At 72.2% G+C, this 24,558-nt stretch carries 25 protein-coding genes and 7 tRNA genes; 13 read left to right on the top strand and 19 right to left on the bottom strand.

Annotated features, from left to right (window positions below; all coding sequences use genetic code 11):
• Positions 1–51: 51 nt before the first annotated feature.
• The 9 genes from APR03_RS15970 to APR03_RS15930 all read right to left on the bottom strand — a co-directional run bounded on the left by APR03_RS15970 (position 52) and on the right by APR03_RS15930 (position 9,395).
• Positions 52–1,314: an ATP-binding protein gene (locus APR03_RS15970; RefSeq protein WP_253837158.1), complete on the bottom strand. Its 1,263-nt coding sequence runs from the start codon at positions 1,312–1,314 to the stop codon at positions 52–54.
• 611 nt (positions 1,315–1,925) lie between these two features.
• Complete coding sequence (gene pdxS, locus APR03_RS15965; protein ID WP_308216507.1) at positions 1,926–2,840, bottom strand: pyridoxal 5'-phosphate synthase lyase subunit PdxS; 915 nt, start codon at positions 2,838–2,840, stop codon at positions 1,926–1,928.
• Between the two features lie 135 nt (positions 2,841–2,975).
• Positions 2,976–3,563, bottom strand: coding sequence for a hypothetical protein (locus tag APR03_RS15960; protein WP_253837157.1), 588 nt, complete (start codon positions 3,561–3,563; stop codon positions 2,976–2,978).
• On the bottom strand, positions 3,560–4,783 hold the full coding sequence (locus APR03_RS15955) for a glycosyltransferase family 4 protein (protein WP_372494898.1): 1,224 nt from the start codon (positions 4,781–4,783) through the stop codon (positions 3,560–3,562). The genes APR03_RS15960 and APR03_RS15955 overlap by 4 nt, the downstream gene beginning before the upstream one ends.
• Positions 4,780–5,733, bottom strand: a complete 954-nt coding sequence (locus APR03_RS15950) for a phosphatidylinositol mannoside acyltransferase (protein WP_253837156.1) — start codon at positions 5,731–5,733, stop codon at positions 4,780–4,782. Before APR03_RS15950 ends, APR03_RS15955 begins: the two co-directional genes overlap by 4 nt.
• Positions 5,730–6,389, bottom strand: a complete 660-nt coding sequence (pgsA, locus tag APR03_RS15945) for a phosphatidylinositol phosphate synthase (protein WP_253837154.1) — start codon at positions 6,387–6,389, stop codon at positions 5,730–5,732. The genes APR03_RS15950 and pgsA overlap by 4 nt, the downstream gene beginning before the upstream one ends.
• Positions 6,389–6,955: an HIT family protein gene (locus APR03_RS15940; protein ID WP_253837153.1), complete on the bottom strand. Its 567-nt coding sequence runs from the start codon at positions 6,953–6,955 to the stop codon at positions 6,389–6,391. The genes pgsA and APR03_RS15940 overlap by 1 nt, the downstream gene beginning before the upstream one ends.
• Entirely contained in the window at positions 6,955–8,970 is a 2,016-nt protein-coding gene (gene thrS / locus APR03_RS15935) for a threonine--tRNA ligase (protein ID WP_253837152.1), read from the bottom strand. Before thrS ends, APR03_RS15940 begins: the two co-directional genes overlap by 1 nt.
• A 140-nt stretch (positions 8,971–9,110) precedes the next feature.
• The gene (locus APR03_RS15930) at positions 9,111–9,395 is read right to left on the bottom strand and encodes a hypothetical protein (protein WP_253837151.1); all 285 of its coding nucleotides are present in this window, start codon (positions 9,393–9,395) and stop codon (positions 9,111–9,113) included.
• A gap of 207 nt (positions 9,396–9,602) precedes the next feature.
• On the opposite strand from APR03_RS15930, the gene APR03_RS15925 reads away from it, so the two are divergent.
• Both APR03_RS15925 and APR03_RS15920 read left to right on the top strand, forming a co-directional pair.
• Positions 9,603–11,387, top strand: coding sequence for a cation:proton antiporter (locus tag APR03_RS15925; protein WP_308216506.1), 1,785 nt, complete (start codon positions 9,603–9,605; stop codon positions 11,385–11,387).
• Positions 11,388–11,397: 10 nt separating this feature from the next.
• Positions 11,398–12,084: a tyrosine-protein phosphatase gene (locus tag APR03_RS15920; RefSeq protein WP_253837150.1), complete on the top strand. Its 687-nt coding sequence runs from the start codon at positions 11,398–11,400 to the stop codon at positions 12,082–12,084.
• Positions 12,085–12,289: 205 nt separating this feature from the next.
• On the opposite strand, the gene APR03_RS15915 is transcribed toward APR03_RS15920, so the two are convergent.
• The 3 genes from APR03_RS15915 to APR03_RS15905 form a co-directional block, all read right to left on the bottom strand.
• Positions 12,290–12,361, bottom strand: a tRNA-Val gene (locus tag APR03_RS15915).
• A 1-nt stretch (position 12,362) separates the two neighbouring features.
• Positions 12,363–12,433, bottom strand: a tRNA-Cys gene (locus tag APR03_RS15910).
• A gap of 26 nt (positions 12,434–12,459) precedes the next feature.
• A tRNA-Gly gene (locus APR03_RS15905) sits at positions 12,460–12,531 on the bottom strand.
• 142 nt (positions 12,532–12,673) lie between these two features.
• On the opposite strand from APR03_RS15905, the gene APR03_RS15900 reads away from it, so the two are divergent.
• Positions 12,674–13,072, top strand: coding sequence for a PPOX class F420-dependent oxidoreductase (locus APR03_RS15900; protein ID WP_253837149.1), 399 nt, complete (start codon positions 12,674–12,676; stop codon positions 13,070–13,072).
• A 77-nt stretch (positions 13,073–13,149) separates the two neighbouring features.
• Positions 13,150–13,704 carry a dihydrofolate reductase family protein gene (locus APR03_RS15895; RefSeq protein WP_275977627.1) on the top strand — a complete coding sequence of 185 codons (555 nt, stop codon included), beginning with the start codon at positions 13,150–13,152 and terminating at the stop codon, positions 13,702–13,704.
• A gap of 62 nt (positions 13,705–13,766) precedes the next feature.
• Here APR03_RS15895 and APR03_RS15890 read toward each other — a convergent pair.
• The 3 genes from APR03_RS15890 to APR03_RS15880 form a co-directional block, all read right to left on the bottom strand.
• Positions 13,767–13,838: transfer RNA gene (locus APR03_RS15890), tRNA-Val, on the bottom strand.
• A 12-nt stretch (positions 13,839–13,850) separates the two neighbouring features.
• A tRNA-Cys gene (locus APR03_RS15885) sits at positions 13,851–13,921 on the bottom strand.
• Between the two features lie 45 nt (positions 13,922–13,966).
• Positions 13,967–14,038: transfer RNA gene (locus tag APR03_RS15880), tRNA-Gly, on the bottom strand.
• 155 nt (positions 14,039–14,193) lie between these two features.
• Here APR03_RS15880 and APR03_RS15875 point away from each other — a divergent pair.
• The 6 genes from APR03_RS15875 to APR03_RS15850 all read left to right on the top strand — a co-directional run bounded on the left by APR03_RS15875 (position 14,194) and on the right by APR03_RS15850 (position 18,222).
• Positions 14,194–15,309 (top strand): chorismate-binding protein, encoded by a 1,116-nt coding sequence (locus APR03_RS15875; protein WP_253837147.1) that lies wholly within the window; start codon positions 14,194–14,196, stop codon positions 15,307–15,309.
• The gene (locus tag APR03_RS15870) at positions 15,306–16,166 is read left to right on the top strand and encodes a helix-turn-helix domain-containing protein (protein WP_253837145.1); all 861 of its coding nucleotides are present in this window, start codon (positions 15,306–15,308) and stop codon (positions 16,164–16,166) included. Before APR03_RS15875 ends, APR03_RS15870 begins: the two co-directional genes overlap by 4 nt.
• On the top strand, positions 16,163–16,561 hold the full coding sequence (locus APR03_RS15865; protein WP_253837143.1) for a VOC family protein: 399 nt from the start codon (positions 16,163–16,165) through the stop codon (positions 16,559–16,561). Before APR03_RS15870 ends, APR03_RS15865 begins: the two co-directional genes overlap by 4 nt.
• Before the next feature lie 42 nt (positions 16,562–16,603).
• Positions 16,604–17,206, top strand: a complete 603-nt coding sequence (locus APR03_RS15860; protein WP_253837141.1) for a dihydrofolate reductase family protein — start codon at positions 16,604–16,606, stop codon at positions 17,204–17,206.
• A 13-nt stretch (positions 17,207–17,219) separates the two neighbouring features.
• Entirely contained in the window at positions 17,220–18,068 is an 849-nt protein-coding gene (locus tag APR03_RS15855) for an aminotransferase class IV (protein ID WP_253837140.1), read from the top strand.
• A gap of 82 nt (positions 18,069–18,150) precedes the next feature.
• Positions 18,151–18,222, top strand: a tRNA-Val gene (locus APR03_RS15850).
• A gap of 62 nt (positions 18,223–18,284) precedes the next feature.
• On the opposite strand, the gene APR03_RS15845 is transcribed toward APR03_RS15850, so the two are convergent.
• Entirely contained in the window at positions 18,285–19,217 is a 933-nt protein-coding gene (locus APR03_RS15845; protein ID WP_253837139.1) for an alpha/beta fold hydrolase, read from the bottom strand.
• Between the two features lie 278 nt (positions 19,218–19,495).
• On the opposite strand from APR03_RS15845, the gene yidD reads away from it, so the two are divergent.
• Positions 19,496–19,789: a membrane protein insertion efficiency factor YidD gene (yidD, locus tag APR03_RS15840; protein ID WP_253837138.1), complete on the top strand. Its 294-nt coding sequence runs from the start codon at positions 19,496–19,498 to the stop codon at positions 19,787–19,789.
• Between the two features lie 198 nt (positions 19,790–19,987).
• Complete coding sequence (locus APR03_RS15835) at positions 19,988–21,664, top strand: beta-1,3-glucanase family protein (protein WP_253837137.1); 1,677 nt, start codon at positions 19,988–19,990, stop codon at positions 21,662–21,664.
• 147 nt (positions 21,665–21,811) lie between these two features.
• On the opposite strand, the gene APR03_RS15830 is transcribed toward APR03_RS15835, so the two are convergent.
• Both APR03_RS15830 and APR03_RS15825 read right to left on the bottom strand, forming a co-directional pair.
• Positions 21,812–22,375: a hypothetical protein gene (locus APR03_RS15830; protein ID WP_253837136.1), complete on the bottom strand. Its 564-nt coding sequence runs from the start codon at positions 22,373–22,375 to the stop codon at positions 21,812–21,814.
• A 25-nt stretch (positions 22,376–22,400) separates the two neighbouring features.
• Positions 22,401–22,982: a dihydrofolate reductase family protein gene (locus APR03_RS15825; protein ID WP_253837135.1), complete on the bottom strand. Its 582-nt coding sequence runs from the start codon at positions 22,980–22,982 to the stop codon at positions 22,401–22,403.
• Between the two features lie 86 nt (positions 22,983–23,068).
• Here APR03_RS15825 and APR03_RS15820 point away from each other — a divergent pair, with 86 nt between their 5' ends.
• Positions 23,069–23,539 carry a protein-tyrosine phosphatase family protein gene (locus APR03_RS15820; protein WP_253837134.1) on the top strand — a complete coding sequence of 157 codons (471 nt, stop codon included), beginning with the start codon at positions 23,069–23,071 and terminating at the stop codon, positions 23,537–23,539.
• Here APR03_RS15820 and gap read toward each other — a convergent pair.
• A complete protein-coding gene (gene gap, locus APR03_RS15815) occupies positions 23,505–24,503 on the bottom strand; it encodes a type I glyceraldehyde-3-phosphate dehydrogenase (protein ID WP_253837132.1) in 999 nt (332 codons plus the stop codon). The genes APR03_RS15820 and gap overlap by 35 nt on opposite strands.
• Between the last annotated feature and the right edge of the window lie 55 nt (positions 24,504–24,558).

Below are 24,558 nucleotides of genomic sequence, written 5' to 3'. Positions count from 1 at the left end.
TGCGGCTCCGGGATCTCGTCGACGTTGATGCCGTGGTCCAGGATTGTCGTGTCAGAGCTCCCACAAGGAGGCGATGGGCAACCCGACGAGGTTCTGGCCGAATCGCACACCCTGGTCCGCTGTACCGAGCACGACTCCACCAAGAAACCTGTCGCCCAGGCGCTCAGCAAGCCGCTGCAGACCACGGAAGTGCTCGGGCTTGTAGGTCTGCTTCGCTTTCACCTCGAGGCCGAGCACACGGCCGTCGTCGAGCTCAAGGAGAACGTCCACCTCGACACCCGATGTCTCGCGGTAGTGGAAGACGGAGAACCGCGTGTCACTCCAGGTCTGCTGCTTGCGCAGCTCGGACACCACGAGACCTTCCAGCAGAGGACCCAGCAGCTCACCACCGCCGACGAGTGCGGAGGCACGGGCAGCCGTGACACCCGAGAGATGCATCGCGAGCGCGGAGTCGGTGATGAGGCCTTTGGCCTTGCCGGTCTGGCGGGTCGTGAGGTTCCCTGTCCACGGCCGAATCCTCTCGACGAGATACAGCGTCTCGACAAGATCGAGGTATGCAGTCATGGTCGTCTCAGGGACATCGGCGTCTCGCGAGAGGCGGGCGCGGACCATCTCACCGGCTTGGTTCGCTGCGACCAGGCGCAGGACCGTCGCCAAGCGGTTGCCGTCAACCAGACGCCGAACATCGCGGGCGTCGCGCTGGACGATGCGGTCTACATACCCATCGAACCAGGCCGCTCGCAGTCTCGGCGAGCGTCGGAAGACCTCCGGATACCCGCCCGCTGCCAGAAGATTCGCGTAGTCCTCACGCGAGACCGTCGAGCGGACGTCGAAGGGATCTACCCCCGCCACGAAACGGGTTACGAAGTCGTCGAGGCGGCCGTTGATCTCCCCCTGGCTCAAGGTCCGCAGCGGCAGCGTGACGGCTCGGCCCGCGAGGGAGTCGGGCGTTCGTTCGAGCCGTAGCAGATCGGCCGACCCGGTGAGGAGGAACCGGCCCGGGGTGCGATGTCGATCGATGGACGCCTTGATCGGCAGCAGCAGTTCGGGGGCACGCTGGATCTCGTCGATGACGAGCATCCCGTCGGGGAGCTGATTCACGAAAGCCTGCGGGTCGTTCTGCGCGGCAGCCCGCTGCACGTCGTCATCCAGGGTGAGGTAGCGCGCCGGCCGTTCCGAGCCCTCGACGAGCATCGTGGCGAGCGTGCTCTTGCCCACCTGTCGCGCACCCTCGATGACGACGGCGGGGAAGGAGCCGACGAGTTCCTTCGCCCACGAGAGGGCATGGCGGGAGAGAATGTCGTTCGAGGTCACAGCACCATGACACCCTGTAAGTCGCTGTTCTGCAAGCACAAACCCGCTGTTCTGCAGAACCCAAGTCGCTGTTCTGCAGTGAGAAATCCGCTGATCCGCACGCTGGGGGTCGCAGTCGAGTCCCACGGCATCCCGCCGAGATCCAACAGCGCGTCGGAAAAGGCGTAGCCCTTCGGCCCCATCCAGAATGAGTACTCGGCGGACAGGCGAACGGGCGCCTCGGCTACGGCCGTCGACTCCGCCGCCTGCTGAGCTGCCTCACGCTGCCAGTCGGCCCGCTCTCGCTCGTTGGCCTCGGTCGCCGGCTCGATCTGCTCGCGGTTGGCCGCACGGCTGTCCAGCCACGTGAGCGCCCCGAAAGGACACCGAGCGCCGTGAGCACGTGACCCGGCGCTCGCAGGACCAGCCCGACCCAGGTTCGCGGGAACCATCCGCACTGATCGACTTACGCACAGCCTGACCCGTGAGGAACCAGCGAACGAACGACCTTAGCGTCTTGACCGCAGACTGCGCCGAGCCTCCTTGGAGGAGACAGCGAGGCCCTGCAGAGGTGAAGTCTGCAGGGCCTCGTCAACCGCCTCAGGGCAGATCAACGCCCTGGGAACAGAGCGTCACCAACCCCGCTCCGCGAGCCGCACCGGCGCCGGCTCCTCCTCGACGTTGATGCCCACCATGGCCTCGCCGAGGCCGCGCGAGACCTTGGCGATCACGTCGGCGTCGTCGAAGAACGTCGTGGCCTGGACGATCGCCTTGGCGCGCTGCTCGGGGTTGCCCGACTTGAAGATGCCGGAGCCCACGAACACGCCCTCGGCGCCGAGCTGCATCATCATCGCGGCGTCGGCCGGGGTGGCGATGCCGCCCGCGGTGAACAGCACGACGGGGAGCTTGCCCGTGGTCGCGATCTCCTTGACCAGCTCGTACGGCGCCTGAAGCTCCTTGGCGGCGACGAACAGCTCGTCCTCCGGCAGCGCCGTGAGGCGGCGGATCTCCTGGCGGATCTTGCGCATGTGCGTGGTCGCGTTCGAGACGTCGCCGGTGCCGGCCTCGCCCTTCGAGCGGATCATCGCGGCGCCCTCGGTGATGCGGCGCAGCGCCTCGCCCAGGTTGGTCGCACCGCACACGAAAGGAACGGTGAAGTTCCACTTGTCGATGTGGTTGGTGTAGTCCGCGGGGGTCAGCACCTCGGACTCGTCGATGTAGTCGACGCCGAGCGACTGCAGCACCTGCGCCTCGACGAAGTGGCCGATGCGGGCCTTCGCCATGACGGGGATGGAGACGGCCTCGATGATGCCGTCGATCATGTCGGGGTCGCTCATACGCGACACGCCGCCCTGGGCACGGATGTCGGCGGGCACCCGCTCCAGCGCCATGACGGCGACCGCGCCCGCGTCCTCGGCGATCTTCGCCTGGTCGGGCGTGACGACGTCCATGATGACGCCGCCCTTGAGCATCTCGGCCATACCGCGCTTGACGCGCGCGGTGCCGACCGTGCCCACGGTGTTCTCGCCGGTCACGGATTCAGTCACGGTTACCTCGCATAGTTCTCGCCGGTCGTTCCGGGCGCTGTCGACGCCGGTCGTCGCGGGCGCTGTCTGCACCCTGTCCCGATCTTATCGTCCGGACCGGCGGCCCCCGGTGTGCGTTCAGCCACCGGTCACCGCTCACCCGCCGTGCGGCTCGAGGCTGTGCGGCAGCACGTCGTCCAGCTCGACGGTGCGCGGCATCGGCGCCCGGCCGGCCAGGTGGAACAGCCGCACGTACCAGAGGCGGCGCACGCGCCGGGTCTGCGCGACGGCCTCGTTGTGGAAGCGCCGGGCCAGCGTCGCCCGGTACCAGGCAGCGCCCAGGGCCGCGACCACCTCGCCCGACGGCCCCGCGAGCAGCTCCTGCGCGGCCTCCGGCGCTTCCAGCGCCTCGCGCAGGGTCGCCGTCAGCCCGGACTCGGCGCGCTCGCGCGCCGGTCCCAGCCCGTCCATCTTGAGGGCGGCGGCGGGTTCGGTGACCGGCCCCGCGTCGGACGCCGCGTACGCGGCGTCGGCCACCAGCACCGAGCTCGCCGGGTCCAGCGCGCCGGACGCCGCCAGCTCCACCGCGGCGGACGCGCGCCGCACGAGCTGCGCGTCGAGCGCGATCCGGGACGCGGCGACCTTGCGGTGCAGCCGGTCGACCCGGGAGGCGCCGCGCCAGGCGAGCAGGAGGGCCACCGCGAGCACGGCGAGGGCGGCGAGCGCCGTCTCGGACCAGCTCATGCGTCACCTCCGACGCGGCGCGGGAACAGCCCCATGACGCGGCCGACGACGTCGCCGCCGATGGCGTGGTCGGCCGCCAGGGTCATGTCGTACACGGCGAGCACCTGCTCGGTGACGCCGGACCAGTCGAACCGCTGGACCCAGTGCTCGGCGTGGGCGCGGTAGGCGTCGCGGCGCGCGGGGTCGGCCAGCAGGGCGAGCACGGTCGCGGCGAGGTCGTCGGGGTCGCCGGTGCGGAACAGGGCGCCGGCGGCGCCGGCGTCGAGCACGCGCTGGAAGGCGCCCAGGTCGCTGGCGACGACGACGGACCCGGCGGCCATGGCCTCGACGAGCACGATGCCGAAGCTCTCGCCGCCGGTCTGCGGCGCGACGTACAGGTCGGCCGACGCGAGCAGGGCGGCCTTGTCGGCGTCGGACACGCCGCCGAGGAACTCGACGGAGGCGGCGAGGTCGCCGAGCGCCTCCCGGGTCTCGCCGACGGCCCCGTTGCCGCGTCCGGCGACCAGGAACCGCGTGCCGGGCGCCTGGGCGAGGATGCCGGGGATCGCGCGGACGAGGACGTCCAGGCCCTTGCGCGGCTCGTCGAGCCGGCCGAGGAACGCGACGGTGGGCGCCTGGGGCGTGCCCGTCCACTCCGGGCGGCGGGGGCTGCTCGCGAACACGTCGGTGTAGACGCCGTTGGGGATGACGACGGCGTCGCCGCCGAGGTGGTCGACCAGGGTGCGGCGGGCGTCCTCGGAGACGGCGATGCGCGCGGCGATCTTCTCCAGGGACTGCCGGACGAGCGGGTAGGCGACCTGCAGCGCGCGCGAGCGGGTCTGGGAGGTGTGGAAGGTGGCGACGACGGGTTCGGCGGCCTGCCAGAGGGCGAGCATGGAGAGCGAGGGCACCATCGGCTCGTGCAGGTGGACGATGTCGAAGGGCCGCCCCCCGATGCCGGCCTCCAGCCAGCGGCGCACCCGCGTGGCGGTGACCGGGCCGAACGTGAGGCGGGCGACGGAGCCGTTGTACGGGACGGGGACGGCGCGCCCGGCGGCGGTGACGACGTCGGGCAGGTCCGTGTCGTCGCTGGACGGGGCGAGCACGGAGACCTCGTGCCCGGCGGCCTGGAGCGCCTCGGCGAGGTCGCGCACGTGGAACTGGACGCCCCCGGGGGCGTCGAAGGAGTACGGGCAGACGATGCCCACCCGCAGGTGGCCCCGGCGCCGCGTGGCTCTCACCCCGTGGCCTGCCCGCCGGAGGCGCGCTGCCGGGCCGGCCCGAGGTCGGCGACGAAGACCCGCTGCAGCATGTGCCAGTCCTGGGTGTGCTCCACGATCGTGCCGGCGAGCTGGTCCACCCAGCCCTGCGTGAGCAGCCGGGCGCGCTCGTCGCGCGGGAGGGCGGCGTCCGGCACGGGCAGGGGCGGGTAGAACCGGATGACGATGCCCCAGGGCGTGCCGGCGGCGCGGCGGCGGGCGCCGTGCAGCCGCTCGTAGGTGATGCCGACGGCGTGCACGGGCACGCCCGCCTCCAGGCCCACCAGGGCGGGCCCCGCGGCCACGCGGGCGCGGTGCCCGGCGAGGTCCACCTCGATGCCCGTCGAGGTGAGGTCACGGTCGCTGAGCAGCGGGATGAGCCGACCGCCCTCCTTGGCGCCACGGACCAGCGCACCCAGCACGTCCCCGCCGCCCAGCGGCAGCACCTCGATGCCGAGGGAGCCGCGGAAGCGCACGAACTCGTCGAACAGCTCGGCGGGCTTGAGCCGCTCGGTGACGGTGAGCACCCCGGCGAGGTTCTGGGAGCCGTAGGCTCCCGCCAGGTCCCAGTTGCCGAGGTGGCCCAGGGCCAGGGAGACGGCGCCGCCGTCGGCGATCACGGGCCGCACGTGCTCGTCGTAGCCCTCGAGCCGCACGCGGGCGCGCAGCCGCTCGGTGCTGACGCCCTGCAGCGTGAACGCCTCCCGGAAGTAGCGCATGTAGCTGCGCATGCCCGCACGCGACAGGCGGCGGACGGCGGCCGCGTCGAGGTCGGGCCGCACGCGGGCGTAGTTGGCCTCCATGCGCCGCACGGCCTTGCCGTGCCGCAGCCAGGTGACGTCGGCGACCACGGTGAACAGCGCGCGGAGCACCGGCTCGGGGATCCTGGTGGCGTTGCGCCACGCGAACGTGTAGGCGGAGGCGACGTTCATGAGGCGTCCTGACCGGCCAGCGGGCCGTCGTGGGGTTCGACGCCGGACGGCGCGAGCTGGGCACGCACCGTCGCGATGCGCTGGAACACGGTCACGAGGCTGGCCAGCGCCAGCAGCGTCAGCACCACCTCGAGCACCACGACGGGCAGCCCGGCCTGGAGGAACGTGAACGGCACGAGGGCCAGCAGGAGCCGGTCCGCGCGTTCGGCGATGCCGACCTGGGCCGTGGCACCCACGCCCTCGGCGCGCGCCCGGGCGTAGGGGACGACGCTGCCGAGCACGAGGCAGGCCAGGGCGGCGACCAGGCCCCACAGGCCGTGGTGCTCGTCGGGGTGCAGCACGAACCACAGGGTGATCCCGGCGAACACCGCGCCGTCGGACAGACGGTCGAGCGTCGAGTCGAGGAACGCGCCCCACGGGCCGCTCCGACCCGCCTGGCGGGCCATGACGCCGTCGAGCGAGTCGAACAGCACGAAGAACCCGACCAGGAGCCCGCCCACGAGGGTGTGCCCCGTGGGGAACAGCGCCAGCGCGGTCGCGGAGACGATCACCGTGCCGGCGATCGTGACGGCGTCGGGCGAGACGTGCAGCGCGAGCAGGAGCCGGGCCAAGGGCGTGAACAGCGTGGTCATGAAGGAGCGCAGGCCCCGCAGCATCAGTTCTCCTCTCCGCCCCCCGCGGTCCCCCACGCCTCGGCGAGCCGGCGACGCGTGTCCGCCAGCAGCTCCGGCAACGCCTTGGTCTGTGCCACGACGGGCAGGAAGTTCGCGTCACCCAGCCACCGCGGCACCACGTGCTGGTGCAGGTGCGCCGCGATGCCCGCGCCTGCCACCTCACCCTGGTTGATACCAAGGTTGAAGCCTGCGGGCGCGTAGACGGCGCGCGACACGCGCATGGCCTGCTGAGTCAGGTGCGCGAGCTCGGCCGTCTCGGCCTCGTCGAGGTCCGTGTAGTCCGAGACGTGGCGGTACGGGAGCACCATGAGGTGCCCGGAGTTGTACGGGTACAGGTTGAGCACCGCGTAGCACCGCTCACCGCGGGCGACGACGAGCCCCTGCTCGTCGTCGCCCTGCGGGATCCGGCAGAACGGGCACTGCCCCGCGCTGGAGTCGGCGGGCTTGTCCTGCCCGCCGATGTAGACCATGCGGTGCGGCGTCCACAGCCGCTGGTACCCGTCGTCCGGCGGCCCGAAGTCCGCCCGGTCCTGGGAGACCGGCTCCATCAGGCCTGCTGCGCGCGCTCGGCCACGGCGGCCACGATGCGCTCGACGGCGTCCGCCACCGGCACACCGTTCTCCTGCGTGCCGTCGCGGAACCGGAACGACACCGCGCCCGCCTCGGCGTCCTCACCGCCCGCGATGAGCGTGAACGGCACCTTCTCCTTGGAGGCGTTGCGGATCTTCTTGGCGAACCGGTCGTCGGACAGGTCCACCTCGACGCGGATGCCGCGCGCGGTCAGCTGCGCCGCGACGTCCTTGACGTAGTCGTCGAACGCCTCGGCGACCGGCACCATCTTGACCTGCACGGGTGCCAGCCACGCCGGGAACGCGCCGGCGTAGTGCTCGATGAGCACGCCCATGAACCGCTCGATCGAGCCGAACTTCGCCGAGTGGATCATGACCGGCTGCTGCCGGGTGCCGTCCGCCGCGGTGTACTCCAGCCCGAAGCCCTTGGGCTGGTTGAAGTCGTACTGCACGGTGCCCATCTGCCACGTGCGGCCGATGGCGTCCTTGGCCTGCACCGAGATCTTGGGACCGTAGAACGCGGCGCCGCCCGGGTCGGCCACGAGCTCCAGGCCGGTCTCCCGGCCCACCTGCTCCAGGATCGCCGTCGCGGCGGCCCAGTCCTCGTCCGAGCCGACGAACTTGTCCGGCTTGGAGTCGTCCCGCGTGGACAGCTCCAGGTAGAAGTCGTCCAGGCCGAAGTCGCGCAGCACGCTGAGCATGAAGTCCAGCAGGTGCTTGACCTCGGCGGGCGCCTGCTCCGGGGTCACGTACGAGTGCGAGTCGTCCTGCGTCAGCCCGCGCACGCGGGTCAGGCCCTGCACCACGCCCGACTTCTCGTACCGGTACACCGACCCGAACTCGAACAGGCGCAGCGGCAGCTCCCGGTAGGAGCGCCCGCGCGAGGCGAAGATCAGGTTGTGCATGGGGCAGTTCATCGCCTTGAGGCGGTACTTCGACCCCTCGAGGTCCATCTCCGGGAACATCGTGTCCGCGTAGTACGGCAGGTGCCCGGACGTGTGGAACAGCCCGTCCTTGGTGATGTGCGGCGTGCCGACGTACGAGAAGCCCTCCTCGATGTGCCGCTGCCGCACGTAGTCCTCCATGACCCGCTTGATCACACCGCCGCGGGGGTGGAACAGCGGCAGGCCGGAACCCACCTCGTCGGAGAAGCTGAACAGGTCCATCTCGGTGCCGATGCGCCGGTGGTCGCGCCGCTCGGCCTCCGCCAGCCGCTCCAGGTACGCCTTGAGCTCGTCCTTGGACGGCCACGCCGTGCCGTAGACGCGCTGCAGCATCGGGTTCTTCTCGCTGCCCCGCCAGTAGGCCGCGGCCGAGCGCATGAGCTGCACGCCGTTGCCGATCAGGCGGGTGCTCGGCAGGTGCGGCCCGCGGCACAGGTCCTTCCAGACCACGGTCTCGCTCTCCCGGCCGGCGCCACGCACGTTGTCGTAGATCGTGAGCTCGGCGCCGCCGACCTCGACGGCCTCACCGTTCTCGTCGTCCGAGCCGCCCTTGAGGCCGATCAGCTCCAGCTTGTACGGCTCGTCCGCGAGCTCGGCCCGCGCCTCGTCCTCGGTGACGACGCGGCGGCGGAAGGTCTGCCCCTCCCGGATGATGCGGCTCATCGCCTTGTCGAGGGCCTTGAGGTCCTCGGGCGTGAACGGCTTCTCGACGTCGAAGTCGTAGTAGAAGCCGTCCGTCACCGGCGGGCCGATGCCGAGCTTGGCGTCGGGGTTGACCTGCTGGACGGCCTGGGCCAGCACGTGGGCGGCGCTGTGCCGCAGCACCGCGAGCCCGTCCGGCTCGGACAGGGTGACCGGCTCCACCTTGTGCCCGGCCGGGATCTCCCGGTCCAGGTCCCACAGCTCGCCGTCCACCCGGACGACGACGACATCGCGGCGCTCGCCGTAGAGCTCGGCGCCGGTGGTCGTCGCCGTGGTCGTCGTCGCCTCCGTGGGGTTCTCAGCCGGGGTGAGATCGGTGGTGCTGGGCGGCGATACGACGTCGGACACGACTGTGCTCCTAGGGAAAGGTCACGAGAAACGGATCGAGGGGCGCCGTCGTCGCCGACGGTGCCCCTCGATCGTACCGACCGCGCGTCGCGGGCGCCGCAAGCGCGGGCGCGACGGCGGCGTGTGCCGCGGACGGCTGCTCAGCGGCCCTCGTGGCCGCGCTGCTCGCCGGCCTGCCCGCCGCCCTGCCCGCCACCCTGCTCGGCGGCGCGGCGCTCGGTCTGCCGGCCCTCCTCCTGCTCGTTGCCGCCCCAGTCCTTGGCGCGGTCGCCGAGCTGGTCGATGACGCCGTCGGCCTGGTCGGGCGCGACGCCCTTGAGCCTGTCGGTGGCCGCGTCGACCCGCTCGTCAGTGAGCTGCTCGCGCGCCTTCTCGACGTTGTCCTTGTCCGTCACGAACTCCTTGGCCTTGTCGAAAAGCCCCATGGTCCGACTCCTCTCGTCAGGCACACCACGGTGCGCCCCCTGCGGCGACGACGGGGTCCCGCCGTCGGTTCGAACCTACGCGCGAGCACCGGGGACCGCACGGCAGGGGCCCCCGGGCACGAGCGCGAAACGTGATACACGTCGCGTACACCGCGAACCGGAGTGGCACGCTCGGCGTCGGCGGCACCGGTCTCGTACCGTCAGCCCGTGGAGAACGTGGAGTACCTGACCATCGCCGTCCTCGCCGCCACCCTCGTCATCGCGGTGACGGCGCTCGCCCCACGGGCCGGCGTAGCCTCCCCGCTGGTGCTGGTGGTGCTGGGCGCGGGCGTGAGCCTGCTGCCGTGGGTGCCGGCCGTCGAGGTGCCGCCCGAGCTGATCCTGGGCGGCGTGCTCCCGCCCCTGCTGTACTCGGCGGCGGTGGGCCTGCCGTCGATGGACTTCCGGCGCGACTTCACCGCCATCGGCGGGTTGTCGGTGATGCTCGTGGTGCTCAGCTCGGTGCTGCTCGGCCTGCTGTTCCGCTGGCTGATCCCCGGGATCGACCTGGCCACCGCCATCGCCCTGGGGGCGATCGTCAGCCCCACCGACGCGGTGGCGACGTCCATCGTCAAGCGGCTCGGGGCCTCACCGCGCAGCGTCACCATGCTCGAGGGGGAGTCCCTGCTCAACGACGCGTCCGCGCTGGTGCTGCTCCGGTCGGCGATCGCGGCCACGGCGGCGTCGGTCAGCCTGTGGGAGGTCGTGGGCGACTTCGCCTACGCGGCCGGCGTGGCCGTCGCGATCGGCGTGCCCGTGGGCTGGATCGGCCTGCGCGTGCGCAAGCGGTTCCGCGACGCCGCCCTGAGCACCGCCGTGTCGTTCGTCGTGCCCTTCGCCGCGTACCTGCCGGCCGAGGAGCTGCACGCGTCCGGCCTGGTCGCCGTGGTCGCGGCGGGCCTGGTCACCGGCAACGGCGCGGCCCGGCACCTGCGGCCGCAGGACCGCATCGCCGAACGGTCCAACTGGCACACGGTCGAGCTGCTGCTGGAGGGCGCTGTCTTCCTCATCATGGGCATCGAGCTGTTCGCCCTCGTCGAGGACGTGCAGGCCGGGGACGGCTCGCTCTGGCGCGCCGCCGTCGTCGCGGGCATGGCGAGCGTGGCCATCCTGGTGGTGCGGACGGCGTTCGTGACGCCGCTCATCGGCATCCAGGCGCGCCGCGCGCGGCGGGGCGAGGCCGTGCGCGAGACGCTCACTGCGTTCCAGGACCGGCTCGACCAGCGGGCGGCGGCGGCACCCACCGCCCCACCGTCCGCCGGCCCGGGCCGCGGCAAGCGGCCCAAGGGCCGGCGCTCCGCGGCGGAGCGGCTGGAGCGCGTGCAGGACGCGCTGCGGCGCCGCCGGGCCGACATCGACTACGACCTGTCCCGGCCGCTCGGCTGGCGCGAGGGCACGCTCCTGGTGTGGGCGGGCATGCGAGGCGTGGTCACGCTCGCCGCCGCGCAGACCCTGCCGCACGACACCCCGAACCGGTCCTTCCTCATCCTGGTCGCGTTCGGCGTCGCGCTCGGCACGCTGCTGGTCCAGGGCAGCACGCTGCCCTGGGTGACCCGCCGCCTCGGCCTCGTGGGGCAGGACACGGCCAGCGACCTGCCCGCCCTGCGCCGCGAGACGGAGGACGCGGCCCGGGCGTTCCTGGAGGACCCGCGCCGGCCGGACGGCACGCCGTACGACGAGAGCGTCGTCGCCCGCGTGCGCAACGACATGGTGCGAGAGCACGAGTCGCAGGACCAGGACGTGGTGCTGACCAAGGAGCGGTTCGCCCAGTACCGCCAGCTGCGCCTGGCCACGATCGCCGCGCAGCGCGAGGAGCTGCTCGCCGCGCGCTCGGCCGGGACGTACGACTCGGCGCAGCTCGGGAACGTGCTGGACCTGCTGGACGCCGAGCAGATCGCCGTCGAGATGCGCAAGGGCAGGGCTCCCCTTCGCGCACAGGACACGGAGCGCTAGCCTCCCGGGCGTGACGGACTACACACCGCTCCACCTCGACTGGCCGGGCTGTCTCAACACGCGTGACCTGGGCGGGCTGCCGCTGACGGGCGGCGGCACCGTCCGCCCGCGCGCCCTCGTGCGCTCCGACAGCCCCAGCTTCCTGACCGACGACGGCGTCGCGGCCGCCACCGCGTACGGGCTGGCGCGGGTCATCGACCTGCGCCGGCCCGACGAGACCGCGCTCTACCCGAACCCGCTGGCCCACCTGCACCTGCCCGTGCAGGGTCCGGGGGACCCGGAGGAGGGCCCCTGGGTGCACCTCTACACCGGGCTGCTGGACCGGAGGCCGGAGCTGTTCGCACGGGCCGTGGCCGCCGTCGCCGACGCCCCGGAGGGGCCCGTGCTGGTGCACTGCGCCGCGGGCAAGGACCGTACGGGCCTCGTGGTGGCGCTCACGCTGAGCCTCGTGGGCGCGGACCTCACGGCCGTGGGCGCCGACTACGAGGCCACCAACGCCCGGCTCGAACCGCGGTACGCGGCGCTGGACCCGGACCGCGCGATCCCGACCGGCCGCGAGATCCCGCCCACGCGGCAGGTCATCCTCGGGGCGCTGGAGCACGTGCGGGCACGGCACGGTTCGGTGGAGGACTACCTGGTGGGCGCGGGCCTGACCCCGGGCCACGTCCGCACCCTCCGCGCCCGCCTGGTGGCCTGAGGGCTGACGACCCACATCGGTCTGTTGCGGCCTCCGGCGCGGCGGATTCGGTCCGTTGCACTGAGATCGGTCCTTCAACTGACCGATCTCGGTGCAACCGACCGAGCTCGGCAGGTCGCGCTGTGCGAGGGACCGATCCCGGGCAGCGCCGTCGGGCGCCGGCAACGACGAAGGCCCCGGACCTGTGGGTCCGGGGCCTCTGCTGTGGGCGATACTGGGATCGAACCAGTGACCTCTTCCGTGTCAGGGAAGCGCGCTACCGCTGCGCCAATCGCCCGAGGTGGGTACGGGATTCGAACCCGTGTGTACGGCTTTGCAGGCCGCTGCCTCGCCTCTCGGCCAACCCACCGTGCTCCCCCACCAAAGCGGGTGTCGAGCGGATGACGGGACTTGAACCCGCGACCCTCACCTTGGCAAGGTGATGCTCTACCACTGAGCTACATCCGCGAAGTACCGACGTCGAACCCTGCGGGCCCGGCGTGGTGACGCTCCGGAAGAGTAGTTCACAAACGGTGCGCCGGTCCAATCGAAAAGGGGCGCGCCACCTGCGGCGAGTCCCCGAGGGCTGCAGAGGGTTATGTTCAGCCGTATGAGCGCCACGGACATCATCCCCGCCCACCTGATCCACCTGCTGGAGAACCCGAACTACGCCTTCCTCGGCACGATCCGCCCGGACGACACCGTCCAGGTCAACCCCATGTGGTTCGACTACGACGGCGAGACCCTGCGCTTCACGCACACGACGTACCGCGCCAAGTACCGCAACCTGCAGCACAACCCGTCGATGAGCCTCGCGATCGGCAACCCCGAGAACCCGTTCAACTACCTGGAGGTGCGCGGCAGGCTGGTCGAGGTGGTGCCCGACCCGACCGGGGAGTTCTACGTCTACCTGGGCAAGCGCTACGGCAACCCGGACCAGAAGCCGCCGGCCGACAGCGCGGACCGCGTGATCCTCGTGATGAGCATCGAGAGCTACACGACGCAGTGAGCCGATGAGTTCCCGCCACGAGGCCGGTCACCCCTCTGAACGCATCCGCGACGAAGGAGAGAACCGTGCCCGACCTCATGGTGGACCTCATCATCTCGCTCGACGGCTACGCGGCCGCCGAGGGCTGGCCGGGGCTCTGGGGCAAGGGTGGTCCGGAGTACCTGGCCTTCCTCGGTGAGGACGCCGAGACCCGGCACACCACGCTCATGGGCGCCACGACGTACCGCGTGATGTCGGGGATGCACGCCGGCTCCCCCGACGACCCGATGGCGCCCCTGCCCAAGATCGTGTTCTCCACGACCCTCAAGGCGCCCCTGGACTGGGCGAACACCGAGCTGGTGAGCGGCGACGCCGTGGCGGCCGTACGGGAGCTCAAGCGCACCTCCGAACGGCCGCTGCGCACGCTCGGCAGCCTGAGCCTGTCCCGGTCGCTGCTCCGGGCGGGCCTGGTCGACACGTTCCGCGTGGTCCTGTTCCCGGTCATCACGGGCGCCTCCGGGAAGGAACGCATCTTCGACGGCTACCCGGACGTCTCGCTCGACCTGGTGTCGCACCGCATCTTCGACGGCAACCTGCAGCTGCTGGAGTACGTGCCGACGGTGCTGGACGCGCCGCCGGGAGCCGAGGGCTGACGGCGTCGCGCCGGAACCGGCGCAGCACAAAGGCCCCGGACCGTGGGTCCGGGGCCTGTCTGTGGGCGATACTGGGATCGAACCAGTGACCTCTTCCGTGTCAGGGAAGCGCGCTACCGCTGCGCCAATCGCCCGTCGCGCCTGCGAGGTGGGTACGGGATTCGAACCCGTGTGTACGGCTTTGCAGGCCGCTGCCTCGCCTCTCGGCCAACCCACCGTGCTCGGGTTCTCTGGGCCGAGAGCCCGAGAGAGCGGTGTTCCGAGCGGATGACGGGACTTGAACCCGCGACCCTCACCTTGGCAAGGTGATGCTCTACCACTGAGCTACATCCGCGAAGCCGGGCATCCTGGGGTTTCCCCCGGTGTTCCGGCGTGATGAACATTAATCGACCGGAGGGCGACCCGTCCAATCGCGCGCGCCGCCCGTACGGTTGACCCGTGGCCCCACGTTCGACCCATCCACCAGCAAACCGCGCGATTCCAGCGGTCATGGCGCGACCCGGCGGCGCGCAGGTCCCCGAGGACGTGACCGGGGCCACGGGCTGGGCGAGCTTCGCCGGCCGCGTCGCCACGGAGGCGGTCGAGTGCGTCGACGTCCGCGCAGAGCCGGGCAGGCTCGCGACCGGCACCTGGTTCGTGGTCGCCGACTTCGAGGGCAGGGCGCGGGCGTGGCGGTTCGCCCGGGTGTCGGACGCCGGGGCCACCGCACCGCCGTCCGGCGACTGGCAGGGGCCCGCCCCGGAGGCCTGGACGACGTCCATGGACCAGGCCACCTACGAGGCCGCCGTCCGCCGGGTGCGCGCGCACGTGCGCGACGGCGACGTCTACCAGGCCAACATCTGCCGGGTGCTGTCGGCGCCGCTGCCCGCCGAGCCCGACGCCCGGGCGCTCGCCGCACGGCTGGCGGCCGGGAACCCGGCCCCCCACGCGGCCGCCGTCCACGTGCCCGCCGCGAGCGGGCTCGACCCCGTGTGGGTGGTCAGCGCCTCCCCCGAGCTGTACCTCTCGGTGCGCAGCGGACCGGACGGCACGGTCGTGGAGTCCGGCCCCATCAAGGGCACGGCCCGCACCCCGGACGGCCTCACCGAGAAGGACCGCGCCGAGAACGTCATGATCACCGACCTGGTGCGCAACGACCTGCAGACCGTCTGCCGGCCCGGCACCGTGGCGGTCAGCTCGCTGCTCGCCGTCGAGGAGCACCCCGGCCTGGTGCACCTGGTCTCCCGCGTGCGCGGCGTGCTGCGCGACGACGTCGCCGGCTCCGAGGAGCTGTGGTGCCTGCTGCTGGCCGGCACGTTCCCGCCCGGCTCGGTCTCGGGCGCCCCCAAGACGAGCGCGCTGCGGATCATCGGCGAGCTGGAGCCCGTCCCGCGCGGCCCCTACTGCGGGGCCGTGGGCTGGGTGGACGACGGCGTCGCGTCCCTCGCGGTCGGCATCCGCACGTTCTGGTGGGCCGACGGCGTGCTCCGCTTCGGCACCGGCGCGGGCATCACCTGGGGGTCGGACCCGACCGCCGAGTGGCACGAGACCGAGCTCAAGGCGGAGCGTCTGGTGGGGCTCGCGTCGGGGCCGGTGTCAGACCCCCCGGCTACCGTGGAGGTGTGACCCACGGCACAGCGCCGGACCTCCCGGCGGCCCTTGCCCCCTATGTCACGGCCGTCGTCCCGTACGACCTCGACATGGGTCCCCCGGGCGTGCACCGGGGCATGCCCGGACCCGGCCTGACGTTCGAGCTGCCCCTCGACGAACCCCTCGACGTCGCGTGGGCAGGGCAGGACGGAAGCCGGCGGCAGGTCTGGTCGTGCGTGTCCGGCCTGCACACCCGCCCCGCCGCGATCCATCACCGCGGGCACCAGCACGGCATCAGCGTGTCCCTCACCCTGCGCGGCGCGCGGGCGCTGCTCGGCATGCCGGCGGGCGAGCTCGCCGGGGAGCTCACCAGCCTGGCCGAGGTCGCACCCCACCTCGCCCACCTGCCGGAGCTGCTCGCAGACTCCCCCACGCCGGCGACCGTCGCGCGGGTGCTCGCCGAGCACCTCGCCAGGGCCGAGGAGCCGGGCCCGCGGGCCGACGTCGGGCGCGCCCTCGCCGTGATCGCACGCGGCGGCCAGGTGCGTGACGCCGCCGCCGAGCAGGGCTGGAGCCGCCGCCACCTGCAGGACCTGGTGCGCGCCGAGTGCGGGCTCACGCCCCGTGACCTGCGCCGCGTGGCGCGCCTGGCCCGCTCGCGCGGTGCGCTCGTCGTGGCCGCACGCTCCGGCCGGGTCACCCTGGCCGACGTCGCCGCGAGCGCCGGGTACGCCGACCACGCCCACATGACCCGGGAATGGGTGGCCCTGGCCGGGTGCACACCGTCGACCTGGCTGCGCGAGGAGCTCCCGTACGTTCAAGACGTCGCCGACCCGGCGCGGCCATCGTGGGAGACACCTGAGCACGCACCCGAGCGAGGAGGACCACGATGACCACCGGCACGAGCACCGGACTGTGGGTGACCCTGAGCTACCGTGACGCCGACGCGGGCATGGCCTGGCTCACGGCGGTCGGCTTCACCGAGCGCGCCGTCTTCCGGGACGACGCCGACCCCGCCGTCGTGCACCACGCCGAGCTGGACTGGCCGCAGGGCGGTGGCGTCATGCTCGGCTCCCACCGGCCGCGACCCGCCTGGCCCGACCAGGTGGGCACGGGTTCGGCCTACGCCGTGACGGACGACGTCGACGGCACCTACGCCGCGGCGCTCGCCGCCGGCGGGACGAGCGTGCGCGAGCCCGCCGACCAGGACTACAGCGGGCGCTCGTGCGTGGTGCGCGACCCGGAGGGCAACCTGTGGAGCTTCGGCAGCTACCGCGGCGAGGGCTGACGGGCACCGATGAGTTCCGGCGGGGGCCGTCGTCGGACAGGCATGGGAATCCTCAGAGCAGACCTTTCCGTATCGCTCGACGGCTACTCCGCCGGGCACGACCAGAGCCGCGAGCACCCGTTCGGCAGCGGCACGGGCGAACGCCTGGACGGGTGGATGGCCGGGTGGATGTTCGAGCACGGCGACGACCACCGGGCCGAGGTGGACGCCGTCATCGGTGCGGGCGCCTACATCATGGGCCGCAACATGTTCACGCCCGGCCGCGGCGAGTGGGACCCGGGCTGGACGGGCTGGTGGGGCGAGAACCCGCCGTACCACGGACCCGTCTTCGTGCTGACCCACCACCCGCGCGAGGCCGTCCCGATGGAGGGCGGCACCACGTTCCACTTCGTCACCGACGGGATCGAGAGCGCGCTCGAGCAGGCACGGGCCGCCGCGGGCGACCGGGACATCTCGATCGCGGGCGGCGCGACCACCCTCAACGAGTACCTCGCCGCGGGCCTCGTGGACGAGCTGCGACTGCACGTCGGGCCGTTCACGCTCGGCCAGGGCACACGGGTGTTCGACGGCGTGCCGCCGCAGGAGTTCCGCACGACCTCCGTGCGGCACACACCGGAGGTCACGCACGTCACCCTGCGCCGGTGACACACTGGGTCGCATGACGGTCATCTGGGCAGAGGGGCGCATGGTCGCGCCCGGCGACCCCGCGCTGAGCGCGGTGGACCACGGCATCACTGTCGGCGACGGCGTCTTCGAGACCTGCGCGGTGCTCGACGGACAGGCGTTCGCCCTGACCAGGCACCTGGCACGCCTGGAGCGGTCCGCGGCGGGCATGGGTATGGCGCCCCTCGACCTGCGCACGGTGCGCGACGGCGTCGACGCCGTGCTGGTCGGGGCGCCCGACGCCGGCCGCCTGCGCATCACGGTGACGGACGGCATCGGCCCGCTGGGCTCCGGACGGTCCGAGGGCCCGCAGACGGTGGTGGTGGCGGCGACGCCCGCCGTCGTCCTGCCGACGGGCCGCGCCGCCCGCTCCCCCTGGACGCGCAACGAGAACAGCGCGGTCGCGGGCCTGAAGACGACGTCGTACGCCGAGAACGTCGTGGCGCTCAACGACGCGATCACCAAGGGCGCCGACGAGTCGGTGTTCGCCAACACCCGCGGCGACCTGTGCGAGGGCACGGGTTCCAACGTGTTCCTCGAGATCGACGGCGAGCTGGTCACTCCCCCGCTGTCGGTGGGCTGCCTCGCCGGCATCACGCGCGAGCTGCTGCTGGAGTGGGGTGCGGAGGCGGGCCTGCCGGTGCGCGAGGCGAAGGACGGCGAGCTGCCGTTCTCCGTGCTCGACCGCGTGGCCGCGGGCGAGGCCCGCATGCTGCTGACCGGCTCGGTGCGCAACGTGCAGCCCACCGTCTGGCTGGACGGTGCGGACCTGGAGATCGGCGAGCTGTCGGCCGCCGCGCGCGACCTGTTCGAGCGGAACATGCGGGAGCGGATCGACCCCTGACGCGACCTGCCGGTTTGGATTTCACATCCGCGCGCGAAGCAGGCTAATATCGTCCACGCACGCCCCACCGGGCGAGCGACACGGGCGATTGGCGCAGTGGTAGCGCGCTTCGTTCACACCGAAGAGGTCACTGGTTCGAACCCAGTATCGCCCACCGTGTCGAAGGCCCTCCGGCCAGCGGAAACGCTGAGCGGGAGGGCCTTTCGCGTTGCCTGGTCACAGCGGCCGGGCGAGCGAAGCGGGCCGATCCCAGGCGCCCGCGGCGACGTCCCGGACGAAATCGCGCATGGCCGCCCCGCACTCCCGGGAGTGCGTCTCCAGCACCATGTGACCGGCGTCGTACACGTGCATCTCCAGCCGGTCGAGCACACCCGCGTAGGCCATGATCTCGGCCAGGTCGAAGTAGGCGTCGTGCCGGCCCCACAGCACCAGGCACGGCGGCTGGTGGACCCGGTGGTACTCGGCCAGCTCCGCGAAGCGAGCCACGTGGTTCGCGTAGTCGCGGAACAGCTCGAACTGTGCGTCCAGGTTGCCCGGGCGCGACATCCGCTCCCAGTCGAGGTGCCACGACTCGGGCGGGTGCAGCACTCGCACCCGGTCGGGCAGCCCGCTCACGTACTCGTCGCGGGTGCCCTCGAAGGTGAGCCACTCCGGCAGCCGGGCGCGGTTGGCGTCCGACGGGTCGGCCCAGAACGCTCGGGCACTGTCCCACTGGCTGCCCAGGCCGGCGTCGTGCGCGTTGCCGTTCTGCACGACGAGCCCGAGGATGCGCTCGGGGTGGCGGGTGGCGAGGTGGTACCCGACGGGCGCGCCGAAGTCGTGCAGGTAGACGAAGAACCTGTCGAGCCCGATCCGCTCGAGGAACGCCTCGACCGTGTCGGCCAGGTGCGAGAACGTGTACTCGTACTCGTCGACCGAAGGCGCTGCCGAGAACCCGAAGCCCGGCAGGTCCGGTGCGACCACCCGGCCCACCTCGGCCAGCGGGGCGAGCACGTCCCGGAACATGTGGGACGAGCTCGGGTAGCCGTGCAGCAGCAGGATTCCGGGGCGGCTCGCCGTACCGGGCACGTCGGCGGCCCCCGCCTCCCGGTAGAAGATCTCGACGCCGTCCACCTCGACGCTGAGGTGACGCGGCTTGTGGACACCCATCTCTCGAGGTTAGCCGGACCGACGCCGTGGGGCGGGCGTGAACTCCCGTGTCGCCACCGTCGTGTTCGGCGTCCGGCCCGCCGACATCTGGTGTTCCCGCCGCCAAGGTCTGGGGTCCTCGCCGAGATCTGGCGGTGCTCGCACCCCGCTGAGATCTGGTGTTCGCGCCGAGATCTGGTCGCGCGCGACCAGATCTCGGCGCGAACACCAGATCTCGAACGGTCAGCCGGCCTCCGGGCCCGGACGCGAGTGGATCCGGGCGACCGTACGGTGTCGAGATGAGCCCGGCAGCCCGAGCAGTCGACCGCGCGATCGCCACCTATCAGCGACGCATCTCGCCGCGGAAGGGCTGGCACTGCGCCCACGGCGTCCTGTACGGCGACGACGGCTGCTCCTCCGCCGCGCGGACCCTGCTCGCCCGGCACGGACTCGTCAGGACCGCCCTGCCCATGGCCGCACGCTTTCTCGCGTGCTACCAGGCGGCGCGGATGCTGGCCCTGGCCGACGTCCAGGGCGTCTGCTGCTGCGGGCCGATCCCGATCCCGTTCGGCTGGCGATCACCCCGCCGCTGACCCGGCACACCCTCGTCCGCGCGGAGGCTCTGACCCGCCGCAATCCGCAGTAGCAAGCCTTTTTTAACCCCTCCCCTACACATGCGGAAGCGCTTCCACGCTCCCGACTGGTGACAATGGCAGGTCTCCTCACTAACATCCGCGTAACTGACAGAGCGGTCAGTACAGGTCGTACCGCCGGATCGAAGGAGCTCCCCCATGGCACGAGCCCGCAGGTTCAGATTCCGCAGTCTGCTGAACGCCGTCGCGGCGTTCGGCGTGCTCGCCCTCACCGCGAGCGCCCTCGTCGTCGGCCCCCAGCCGCAGGCCGCCGAGGCGGTCCCGGCGACGATCCCGCTGACCGTCTACAACAGCTCGGACCGGAACGACCAGGTCTGGGTGTACGTGCTGGGCACGCCGGGTGAGGACCGGCTGGGCTGGTCGGACGCGTCGGGCACGTTCCACCAGTGGCCCACGGTCGGCGGCACGCCGGTCGACGCGCCGGACGCGGCGATCGCGGGCCCGGCGCGGGGCCAGTCGATGACCATCCAGCTGCCCAAGCTGTCGGGTCGCATCTACTTCTCGTACGGCCAGAAGCTGTCGTTCAAGATCGTGAACAACGGCCGCCTGGTGCAGCCGGCGGTGCAGAACCCCAGCGACCCGAACCGCAACAAGCTGTTCAGCTGGACGGAGTTCACGCTGAACGACGACGGGCTGTGGATCAACAGCACGCAGGTCGACTTCCTGTCGGCGCCGTACCAGACGGGTCTGCGCAGGAGTGACGGCACGGTGATCAGCACCGGCATGCTCAAGCCGAACGGGTACGCCAACGTGCGCTCCGCGCTCGACGCGACGCCCGGCTGGAACAACCTGGAGCAGTTCGCGCCCGACGGCTCGCTGCTGCGCATCCTGGCCCCGAGCCACGCGATCGAGACGGGCCAGATGGACCCGAACGCCCTGGCGTCCTACATCGACCGGGTGTGGTCCAAGTACACGAACGAGACGCTGACGGTGGCGCCGTACTCCTACGAGCCGGGCAAGGTGTTCTACGGCCGGGTGCAGAACGGCATCATGCGGTTCACCAACGCCGCGGGCGCCTACGTGACCGAGTTCCGCAAGCCGTCCAGCGACTCGGTGTTCGGCTGCTACCGCGACCTGGAGGCGCCGAACAACGACATCGGCGCCATCGCCCGCACCCTGTGCGCCGGGTTCCACCGCACGACGCTGCACTCGACCACCACGCAGCCGGGCACGAACACCTCGAACTTCTACCAGGAGCCGGTGACCGACCACTACTCGAAGTTCATCCACCAGCAGATGGCCAACGGCAAGGCGTACGGCTTCGCGTTCGACGACGTGCTGGCGCAGGAGTCCCTGGTGCACGACGGCAACCCGACCGCCGCGTACATGCAGCTCGACCCGTTCCAGGGCGCGGCGTCCCCGATCCCCGGCTCGGTGGGCGACGGCGGGGGCGGCGACGGCGGCAACGGTGGTGGCGGTGACGCGCTGCCGCAGGGCACCGGCACGGTGCGCGCCGCGAACGGCATGTGCGTGGACGTGCCGTGGGCCGACTCGTTCGACGGCAACCCGCTGCAGATCGTGAGCTGCAGCGGCAACGCCGCCCAGACGTGGACCCGCTCGGGCTCCACGCTGAGCGCGCTCGGCCGCTGCGTCGACGTGTCGGGCGGCAACACCACGGACGGCACCGCCGTGCAGCTCTGGACCTGCAACGGCACGGGGGCGCAGAGCTGGACCTACCGGTCGGCGAGCCAGGAGCTCGTCAACCCGCAGTCGGGCAAGTGCCTGACGACCGTCGGCGGTACCCCGCAGCACGACGGCCAGCGCCTGGAGATCCGTACCTGCTCGGGTGCGCAGTCCCAGCGCTGGACCTTCTGACACACCCCTCTGACACCCTCTGACGCCCCGGTGAGGTCGGTCGGTTGCCCCGAGATCGGTCCATCGATGGACCGATCTCGGGGCAACCGACCGACCTCACCGGGGCTGGGGCCGAAGCCAGAGGCAGAGGCAGAGGCAGAGGCAGGGTCAGCGCTCCACACCCAGCACGAAGCGGGCCACCACCGCGCGCCAGAGCTCCCGTGCCTCGTCGTTGCGCTCCGGTGTGGCCGCGCCCAGGTGCTGCACGACGAGCGACGCCGCACCGTCCTTCTTCGGCTCGCTGATCACCACGACCGACTCCCCGTCGTGACCCTTCGCCCGCCAGGTGATGCGCTTGTCGGTGCCGCTGACCCGCGGGTCGGCGGAGACCAGCCCGCGGACGTCGTCGTCCGCCGCCGCGAATGCCGTCCAGGCGTCCATGAGAGCCGCCATCGGCAGCGACGTCGCCTTGCTGACGCTCGTCTGGAACGTGCCGTCCGGCCGCTGCCCGGGGATGCGCCGGCCGATGTGCTGCTCGTACGCCACCGCGGCGGACTGCGCCCACCACGCGGGGTTCTCCAGGCCGGTACCGTCCAGCTCCCCGAGCACCGCCGTCGCGATCTCGTGATGGCTCAGGTCGGCCGCGCCGATGCGTCCGAAGAATGCCAGCCACTCCTCCCAGCCGCGCCCGGTCGCGCGCTCGACGGCAGGGATCCGCGAGTTCGTCACCATGCCGGCCATCGTGGCACGCGGTGGCTCAGCGCCGCACCGGATAGCGCAGGTGCACGGCCCGGCGCCCCTGGACCACCTCGGGATCGCCCAGGATCAGCCGCGCGGGCAGGTTCGCGAAGTACGGGATGCCCTCCCCCAGCAGCACGGGCGCCAGGCTGACGCAGGCCTCGTCGACCAGCCCGAGCGCGAGCGCCTGCTGGGCCACGTTCGCGCTCGCGATCGTGACGTCCTTGTCGCCCGCGATCTCCCGGGCCCGCGCGACGGCGTCCGCGACGTCGCCCACGAAGGTGGTGCGCGGCCACCGGTCCGCGTCCGGGGGCGGCCGGTGCGTCACGACGACGACGGGCGCGCCCACCGGGTGGCTGTCGCCCCACCCGTCGGTGATGTCGAACAGCCGCCGGCCCGAGACGAGCGCGCCGGTCCGGCCGATCAGGTCGGACAGCATGCCGGCGCTCGCCTCGTCGACCCGCAGCGAGACGCCCTGGTTGGCGCTGGGCACCTCCACGTCGCCCGCGTCGTACCAGTCGAAGATGTCGTCGATCCCGTCCTGGGGGTCGGCGATGAACCCGTCCAGGGACATGGTCATGTGCGTGAACACGGTACTCATCCGGGTGCTCCTTCCGGTTCGCCTCCCCTGTCGACTGCGGGGAACCGCAGTACTCATCGGTGGGCGCCGCGGATAGCGTGAGCGCCATGGAGCAGACCCGCACGTGGCCACCGGCCGACGGCGTCGTGGAGCTGCCCGACGGGCGGCGCGTGCGCGGCACGGGCCTGCGCAGGCCTCGCGGGGACGCGCCCCCGCCCGACCTCGCGGTCTACCTGCGCGGGCGCGACCCCCGGGTGGCGGGCTGGGAGTACCGGTGGGTGCGGTGGCGCGACTTCGGTCTGCCCGCCTCCACCGACGACGCCCTGGCCGCCCTCCGCGAGGCCCACACCCGGGCGGGGTCCGAACGGGTCGAGATCGCGTGCGGCGGGGGCGTCGGCCGGACGGGGACGGCGCTCGCGCTCCTGGCGGTGCTGAGCGGCGTCGACCCGTCCGGCGCGGTGGCCTGGGTGCGCGCGCACTACCACCCGCGCGCGGTGGAGACCCGGCGCCAGCGGCACTGGGTCGAGGAGGCCGGTGCCGCGCTCAGGAGCGGGCCAGCAGCTCCAGGGTGTCGATGACCCGGTTGGAGAAGCCCCACTCGTTGTCGTACCAGGCCACGACCTTGACGTGCCTGCCCTCGACGCGGACCAGGGCCGCGTCGAAGATGGCGGACGCCGCCTCGCCGGTGATGTCGCTGGAGACCAGCGGCTCGTCGGAGTAGTCGAGGATGCCCTTGAGGGGGCCGTCGGCCGCGGTGCGGTAGGCGGCGAGCACCTCGTCACGGGTGACCTCGCGCTCGACGGTGGTGTTCAGCTCCACGAGGGAGCCGACCGGCACGGGCACGCGGATCGAGTCGCCCGACAGCTTGCCGTCCAGGCCCGGCAGCACCAGGCCGATCGCCTTGGCGGCGCCTGTCGTGGTCGGCGCGATGTTGACCGCCGCGGCGCGCGCCCGGCGCCAGTCGCGGTGAGGGCCGTCCTGCAGGTTCTGCTCCTGCGTGTAGGCGTGCACGGTGGTCATGAAGCCGTGCTCGATGCCGGCCAGGTCGTCGAGCACCGAGGCCAGCGGCGCGAGCGCGTTCGTGGTGCAGGACGCGTTGGACACGATCGTGTGCGCGGCCGGGTCGTAGGCGTCGGTGTTCACGCCGTACGCGAGGGTCACGTCGGCACCGGCGGCGGGGGCGCTGACCAGCACGCGGCGGGCGCCGGCGCCGAGGTGGGCGCGGGCGGCGTCGGCCGAGGTGAAGCGTCCGGTGGACTCCAGCACGATGTCGACGTCGAGCTCGGCCCAGGGCAGCTTGGCGGGCTCGCGCTCGCCGAGCACCCGGATGCGGTGCCCGTCGACGACGAGCTCGTCGCCGTCGACCTCCACGGGCCGGCCGAGGCGGCCGAGCGCGCTGTCGTACTTGAGCAGGTGCGCCAGGGCGTCCGGGGCGGTGAGGTCGTTGATCGCGACGACCTCGAGCGTGCTGTCACGCTCCAGGAGCGCGCGCAGGGAGTTGCGGCCGATGCGGCCGAAGCCGTTGATGGCGATACGGGTCATGGGTTCCGTGTCCTTTCGTCCCCACCATGCTGCGGCGCGGCCGTCGGCGGCGAAA

The organism is Promicromonospora thailandica, from assembly GCF_024171955.1.
Lineage (GTDB): Bacteria > Actinomycetota > Actinomycetes > Actinomycetales > Cellulomonadaceae > Promicromonospora > Promicromonospora thailandica.
The sequence above is the reverse complement of the archived record's forward strand: the minus strand, read 5'-3'. Positions and strand labels throughout refer to the sequence as shown.